Source organism: Mesorhizobium sp. M7A.F.Ca.CA.002.15.2.1 (assembly GCF_003998715.1).
Classification (GTDB): Bacteria; Pseudomonadota; Alphaproteobacteria; order Rhizobiales; family Rhizobiaceae; genus Mesorhizobium; species Mesorhizobium ciceri.
Genome location: NZ_RZPI01000245.1, coordinates 1 through 7,302 on the forward strand (window position 1 = coordinate 1; position 7,302 = coordinate 7,302).

The following is a 7,302-nucleotide window of genomic DNA, read 5'->3' on the forward strand; positions in this document are numbered from 1 at the left end:
CCCTTGTACTTTATCCCTGCCTCGGCGGTGGCGATGCGCACCCCCTCGATTTCTGGCATTTTCGGGTATTTCTTCGGCGCAAGCGGCGAAATCGTCGTGGACATGGAGGCCTCGGGCGGGAAAATCGCAAGGGAAGGCCGGTTTGCCCGATAGACCGCGCCGGCGCAAGGGCGTTTTCGTCGCTCTTGTCCGGGAGCTCGAACTCGCCCCTGGGAGCAGGGCTCCGAGACGTCGCAAGCCATGCAGTAGACATCGTCCGACGGCCGGTCCGGCGGTGTCAGCCAGTTTGCGCCGGCCGCGTTCATCTCAATAGGAATTTATTCTTGACAGGGTGAGAGCAGCTATGCTACATTTTCGTCCATGGTGCTGATTTGCACCAGTGACCCGCCGTCCCGGCGGGTTTTGCTTTTGGGACCTCGCCAACCAACACGCCGGTAAGGTTCCCAGAAAACGACCAACCCCTGCCCCGACTAGCCAGTCTCCAGAAGCTTGAAAACGCGCCGTTTCGTTTGAGCGTCGGGTCACCTATATTGCCGGCGAAGTGTTTGGCGAGGACGACAGAGATGGCCGAGGACGCCGATCCGGCGCGCAGATCGATCGGTGCGCGGCGCAATCCCGACAGCGCCGAGGCCATTCTCCAAGCCGCCGAGACCGTACTGGTCGAAGCCGGTTATGCCGGTTTCTCGATCGAGGCGGTGGCGCGGCGGGCCCGCGCCGGCAAACCCACCATCTATCGCTGGTGGCCGAGCAAGGCGGCGTTGCTGCTTGAGGTCTACCAGCGCCAGAAGCGCGTCGATGTTCCCGATACCGGGCGGCTGGAGGAGGATCTCGTCGGCTTCCTGAAAAACCTGTTCGCCCACTGGCGCGAGACATCGTCGGGAAGCGTGTTCCGGTCGCTGATCGCCGAGGCACAGTCGGACGCGACCGCGGCCGCGGCCCTTGCCGACTACTCACTGGGCCGACGGTCCCATACCGCCCAGATCATCGAACGCGCCAAGGCAAGGGGCGAAATCCCGGCCGAAATCGATTCAGCTGTCGTCGCCGACCTGATCGCCTCCTTCGCCTGGAGACATCTGCTGACCAACCGGCTCGACGAGGACGAAGCGACCATCGGCAAGGCCGTCAACTACGTGATGCGAGGCATAGCGGCGCCTGCCTCGTAAAGACGGCAATGAATGAAAAGGGCGCGGCAACCCCTGGCTGCCGCGCCCCTTTTTCAAAAAGCTGCCAGTCTTACTTGGCGCTTTCCAGCGTATCGACCGCCTTCTTCAGGTTGGCGTCGGGGATCTCGACCTTGGCGCCGGCGCGCAGCGACTTGACCAGCGCGAAATACTTGTCGCGGATGACCGCCTGCTTGGCCTGGTCCTTGACGTCGTCGAAGGCCGGCGGCTGCTTGGTGCGCTTGTCCTCGAGCTTGATGACATGCCAGCCGAACTGCGTTTGCACCGGCTGCTCGGTGTATTTGCCGACCTCGAGCGCGGAGGCCGCCTTGTCGAACTCCGGCACCATCTGGCCAGGTCCGAACCAGCCGAGGTCGCCGCCGCTGGTCTTGCCTGACGGATCGCTGGTGTGCTCGTTGGCGAGCTTCTGGAAGTCGGCGCCGCCGTCGAGCTGCTTGATGATCGCCTCGGCCTCTTCCTTCGTCTTCACGAGGATGTGACGGGCATGCAGCTCGTTGGTGGGCGGCGTGTTGGCGATTTCCTGGTCGTAACGGGCGCGGACCTCGGCGTCGGTGACCTTGTCGACGACACCCTTCTCGACCATCTCGCCATGCAGCGCGCGCTGCTGCAGGAAGGCCATGCGGCGCTGGAAGTCGGGATCCTTGTCGAGCCCTGTGGTGACCGCCTGGGCGGCCATGACGCGGATCTCGATGGCAGCCGAAAGGGCGGCGGCACGGCGCTGCTCGGGCGGCAATTGTGCGAACTGCTGCGACAATTCCCCTTCGGCAAGCACCAGATCTGCTTCGGTCAGGGGCTGACCGTTGACCGTGGCGATAACCTTATTGGGATCGACCGGTGCCGCGGCTGGCGCTGCTGCATCCGCTGGAGCGGGAGCGGTTTGCTGCGCCATCACAGGCGAGAGCGAAAGGGCCGACAGGCCGACGGCCAAGCCAAGGCTGGCGAGCGACGCGCGGCGAAACAACAGGGACATAGGGGGACTCCGGTGGGGATTGTTAAGAGGGGTGCTTCCAGATCGGCCAGATTGTGGCGGAATTTGGCGCAGCCAGCAGGGCCAGCGCGGCGTTGACATCAGTTGAGCCCCCTCTTATCTGTCCAACGACTTTGCGTCCAGAACCGTTTTCCGGGCGCTTTTTGTGTTTGTCCACGTTCACGTGGAATTGATGGGGCCGCCCGGCGCTCATCTCAAGATTGAGAATTCTATCGAAAGGACCATTGGATGGTCAGTCTCGGCGGTCTCGCCCGTAAGGTTTTCGGTTCCTCCAACGACCGTCGGGTCAAATCGACCCGGCCCCGTGTCGAGGCGATCAACGCCATGGAAAACGAGATGCGGGCGCTTTCCGATGAGGAATTGGTCGGCCGCACCGCGAAATTCCGCCAGGACATCGCCAACGGCGCCACGCTCGACGATCTGTTGGTGCCGGCCTTCGCCACCGCCCGCGAGGCCGCGCGCCGCGTGCTCGGCATGCGCCCCTTCGATGTCCAGCTGATCGGCGGCATGGTGCTGCACAATGGCGGCATTGCCGAGATGCGCACTGGCGAGGGCAAGACCCTGGTCGCGACGCTGCCGGTCTACCTCAACGCGCTTGCCGGCAAGGGCGTCCACGTCGTCACCGTCAACGACTATCTGGCCACCCGCGACTCCGAATGGATGGGCCGCGTCTACAAATTCCTCGGCCTCTCGGTCGGCGTCATCGTCCACGGCCTGTCCGACGAGGAGCGCAGCGCCGCCTACGCCGCCGATGTCACCTACGCCACCAACAACGAGCTCGGCTTCGACTATCTGCGCGACAACATGAAATACGAGCGCGCCCAGATGGTGCAGCGCGGTCACAATTACGCGATCGTCGACGAAGTCGATTCCATCCTGGTCGACGAGGCACGCACGCCGTTGATCATTTCCGGTCCGCTCGAGGACCGTTCGGAAATGTACAACACCATCGACACCTTCATCATCCAGCTGCAGCCGCAGGATTATGAGATCGACGAGAAGCAGAAGACCTCGATCTTCACCGAGGAAGGCACCGAGAAGCTCGAGAACCTTTTGCGCGACGCCGGCCTGCTCAAGGGCGAGTCGCTCTACGACGTCGAGAACGTCGCCATCGTCCACCACGTCAATAACGCGCTGAAGGCGCACCGGCTGTTCCAGAAGGACAAGGACTATATCGTCCGCAACGGCGAGATCGTCATCATCGACGAGTTCACCGGCCGCATGATGCCGGGCCGCCGCTATTCGGAAGGCCTGCACCAGGCGCTCGAAGCCAAGGAGCATGTGGCGATCCAGCCGGAGAACCAGACGCTCGCCTCCGTCACCTTCCAGAACTATTTCCGCCTCTACAAGAAGCTGTCCGGCATGACCGGCACGGCGCTGACCGAGGCAGAGGAATTCGGCAACATCTACGGCCTCGAAGTCACCGAGATCCCGACCAATCTGCCGGTGATCCGCATCGACGAGGACGACGAGGTCTACCGGACGGTCGAGGAGAAATACAAGGCGATCGTCAGGGAGATCCGCGAAGCCAGCGCCAAGGGCCAGCCGACGCTGGTCGGCACCACCTCCATCGAAAAGTCCGAGCAGCTGGCCGAGCGCCTGCGCAAGGAAGGTTTTACCGATTTCGAAGTGCTGAACGCTCGCCATCACGAGCGCGAGGCGGCGATCGTCGCCCAGGCCGGCAAGCCCGGCGCCATCACCATCGCCACCAACATGGCCGGCCGCGGCACCGACATCAAGCTCGGCGGCAATGCCGAGATGCGGATCGAGGAAGAGCTGGGCGACATGCCGGCCGGCCCCGAACGCGAGGCGCGGGAAAAGGAAATCATTGCCGACATTGAGCGGCTGAAGGAAAAGGCATTGGCCGCCGGCGGCCTCTATGTGCTGGCCACCGAACGCCACGAATCGCGCCGCATCGACAACCAGCTTAGAGGTCGTTCAGGAAGACAAGGCGACCCCGGCCGCTCGAAATTCTTCCTGTCCCTGCAGGACGATCTGATGCGCATCTTCGGCTCCGAGCGCATGGACGGCATGCTGCAGAAGCTCGGCCTCAAGGAAGACGAGGCGATCATCCATCCGTGGATCAACAAGGCGCTGGAAAAGGCGCAGAAGAAGGTCGAGGCGCGCAACTTCGACATCCGCAAGAACCTGTTGAAATATGACGACGTCTCCAACGACCAGCGCAAGGTGGTGTTCGAGCAGCGCATCGAACTGATGGACGGCGAAGGCCTCTCCGAAACGATCGCCGAGATGCGCGAAGGCGTCATCGACGAGATCGTCGCCAAGGCCATTCCCGAAAACGCCTATGCCGAGCAGTGGAACGTTGCCGGGCTGAAGGCCGAGATCGCCGAGTTCCTGAACCTCGACCTGCCGGTCGAGGACTGGGCCAAGGAAGAGGGCATCGCCGAGGACGACATCCGCGAGCGCATCGCGCAGGCCGCCGAAGCCGCCGCCAAGGAGCGCGCCGAGCGTTTTGGCCCCGAGGTGATGAACTATGTCGAGCGCTCGGTGGTGCTGCAGACGCTCGACCATCTGTGGCGCGAGCACATCGTCAATCTCGACCATCTGCGCTCGGTCGTCGGCTTCCGCGGCTACGCCCAGCGCGATCCGCTGCAGGAGTACAAGGGCGAGGCGTTCGAACTCTTCCAGGCCATGCTTGGCAATCTGCGCCAGGCCGTCACCGCGCAGCTGATGCGCGTCGAACTGGTCCGTCAGGCCGCCGAAGCGCCACCTCCGGAAGCCCCCGACATGTTCGGCACCCATATCGACGGCAGCACCGGCGAAAACGACTTCGAAGGCGGCGAAACCGCCCTCCTGGTCCGCCCGGAGACAACCGCAATCGTCGCCCCCGAAGACCGCGACCCCAACAACCAGGCCACCTGGGGCAAGGTAGGCCGCAACGAAGCCTGCCCCTGCGGTTCGGGGAAGAAGTACAAGCACTGCCATGGGGCGTTTGCGTAAAGGCGCGGCGCTTTCCTTCTCCCGTCACTATACGGGGAGAAGGTGGCCCGCAGGGCCGGATGAGGGGCGGCGCCTGCGTTCGCGATTAGCCAATCTCCCCACCTGAGGGGGAGATGGCCGGCAGGCCAGAGGGGGGCGATGTCCCGCCGACTAAGCCGCCTCGAACTCGAACTTCAGCTGCGCGGCCTCATCCTCTGGCAGCCAAGGCACCATCTGAGGCACGATCTTGCGATAAAGCCGGGTGCTATCCTGATCGGCAACGTCTCCGTGCTGCGCGCCTCGGCGATGATGAAACAGCGGCGCAAACCTCAAACGCCTGTGCCGCCCCTCATCCGCCTGCCGGCACGTTCTCCCCGTATAGGGACGGGGCGAAGGAAATTCCTCACCCAACCGTTTCTTAATGTGTCTCCGCTACACCAACGCCTGAAAAAGAAGCGGAAAACGGAGAGAAATCGGGGTGCGCTTTTCCGCGGCCACGACTGCCGGGCGGTTCTTGCCGCAGCGTTGGGCGCTGCGCATGGGGCCGTTGCTTGGCCGCATCGATGCTGTGCTGTTCACCGCCGACGAGCGCGGCGAGGCCAGCCGCATGTCGGTTATCGCCTTCTCGGTCCGCATCGTCAGCGCCGTCATTGCCTTCGTCAGCCAGGTGCTGATGGCACGCTGGATGGGCTCGTTCGAGTACGGCATCTTCGTCCTCGTCTGGGTGACGATGGTCATCGTCGGCAATCTCGCCTGCCTGGGCTTCCACACCTCCGTCATCCGCTACATTCCCGAATACCGCGAGCGCGGCTTGATGGACGAGTTGCGCGGCATCGTGCTGGCCAGCCGTCTGTTCGTGCTGATCGCCTCGACGCTGATTGCCGGGCTCGGCGCGCTCGGCGTCTGGCTGGCGGCACCCTGGATCGAGAGCTACTATGTGATCCCGTTCATCCTCGGCGTCATCTGCCTGCCGATGATCGCCATGTCCGACCTTCTGTCGGGCCTGGCACGCGCCAACAGCTGGGCGCTGTTTGCCCTGTCGCCGACCTATCTGGTGCGGCCGGTGCTGATCCTGCTGTTCATGGCGCTGATGCTGCTGGCGGGCTATGCTCCTGACGCAAAGACCGCGATCTTCGCCTCGATCGCCGCCACCTACGCCACAACGCTCGGCCAGCTTATCGGTGTCACCCAGCGCATGGAACGGCAGATTCCGGCCGGGCCGATGAAGGTCCATTTCGCGCAATGGTTCGTCGTCTCGCTGCCGATCTTCCTGGTCGAGAGCTTCTTCTTCCTGCTGACCAATGCCGACGTGCTGATGGTCGGCGCCTATATGGACCCCAATGACGTCGCCGTCTATTTCGCCACGGTGAAGACCCTGGCGCTGGTGCATTTCGTCTACTTCGCCGTCAAGGCCGGCGTTGCCCAGCGCTACGCCCAGTTCACCCATGGCGACCCGCAAAGGCTCGCCGCCTTTGCCCGCGAGACGGTGTCGTGGACGTTCTGGCCTTCGCTGTTGATGGCGCTGCTGGTGCTGGCGCTCGGCGAGCCGATGCTGGTGCTGTTCGGCCCGGAATTCAGCAGCGGCTATCCCTTGCTGTTCCTGCTCGTCTTCGGCGTCGCGGCGCGCGCCGCCGTCGGCCCCTGCGAAAGCCTGCTGACGATGAGCGGCAACCAGAACATCTGCGCCGCCGTCTATGCCATGACGCTGGCCTTCAACATCGCCCTCAACGTGATGCTGATCCCGATGTTCGGCCTGTGGGGCGCGGCCATGGCCACCGCCTTTGCCATGATCTTCGAAGCCGGCGCGCTGTCCTTCACGGTGTGGCGCAAGCTCGGCATCGTCATGCTTATCTTCGTGCCTGCGAAAGGAGCCGCGTGATGGCTGCCATCCCGTTGCTTGAGGAAACCAGCGGCGGCACCGCCGGCGCCATGGTGTCGGGCCTTGCCGGGCTGACCCGTGACGCCGACCCCGCCCATATCGAGATTCTCGCCAACAACCGGCCCGAGCGCAAGCTCGCCATCTACCCGGCATCCGCCGGTTTCGACCTGGTCGAGGAGCTGGATTATCTCTGCGCCCGCACGGTCGAGCCCAACGTGTTCTTCAACCCGCGTTTCCTTGCGCCCGCCATGCCGCGGCTGGAAGATCGCGAGGTGCGGCTGGCGGTCATCCGCGACGGCGACGAATACCGCAAC

4 protein-coding genes and 1 pseudogene are annotated in these 7,302 nt (G+C 63.7%); 4 read left to right on the forward strand and 1 reads right to left on the reverse strand.

The features are described 5' to 3' along the window. Positions 1-563 precede the first annotated feature (563 nt). Positions 564-1,163: a TetR/AcrR family transcriptional regulator gene (locus tag ENZ74_RS15525; protein ID WP_063169076.1), complete on the forward strand. Its 600-nt coding sequence runs from the start codon at positions 564-566 to the stop codon at positions 1,161-1,163. A gap of 70 nt (positions 1,164-1,233) precedes the next feature. Here the strand turns inward: ENZ74_RS15525 and ENZ74_RS15530 are convergent, their stop codons facing one another. Next, complete coding sequence (locus tag ENZ74_RS15530) at positions 1,234-2,151, reverse strand: peptidylprolyl isomerase (RefSeq protein WP_024503787.1); 918 nt, start codon at positions 2,149-2,151, stop codon at positions 1,234-1,236. A 246-nt stretch (positions 2,152-2,397) separates the two neighbouring features. On the opposite strand from ENZ74_RS15530, the gene secA reads away from it, so the two are divergent. From secA to ENZ74_RS15550, 3 genes and pseudogenes are all read left to right on the forward strand, one after another. Then, entirely contained in the window at positions 2,398-5,130 is a 2,733-nt protein-coding gene (gene secA, locus ENZ74_RS15535) for a preprotein translocase subunit SecA (RefSeq protein WP_063169077.1), read from the forward strand. Positions 5,131-5,587: 457 nt separating this feature from the next. Continuing rightward, the gene (locus ENZ74_RS15545; RefSeq protein ID WP_063169078.1) at positions 5,588-6,988 is read left to right on the forward strand and encodes a lipopolysaccharide biosynthesis protein; all 1,401 of its coding nucleotides are present in this window, start codon (positions 5,588-5,590) and stop codon (positions 6,986-6,988) included. Beyond that, positions 6,988-7,302 (forward strand): annotated as a pseudogene (locus ENZ74_RS15550) (GNAT family N-acetyltransferase); the annotation flags it as partial. The gene ENZ74_RS15545 and the pseudogene ENZ74_RS15550, both read left to right, overlap by 1 nt.

What these genes read in the sequence shown, in the direction of transcription:
- ENZ74_RS15525 (WP_063169076.1), top strand. Translation starts at nt 564, where the DNA reads ATGGCCGAGGACGCCGATCCGGCGCGCAGATCGATCGGTGCGCGGCGC.
- ENZ74_RS15530 (WP_024503787.1), bottom strand. Translation starts at nt 2,151, where the DNA reads ATGTCCCTGTTGTTTCGCCGCGCGTCGCTCGCCAGCCTTGGCTTGGCC.
- secA (WP_063169077.1), top strand. Translation starts at nt 2,398, where the DNA reads ATGGTCAGTCTCGGCGGTCTCGCCCGTAAGGTTTTCGGTTCCTCCAAC.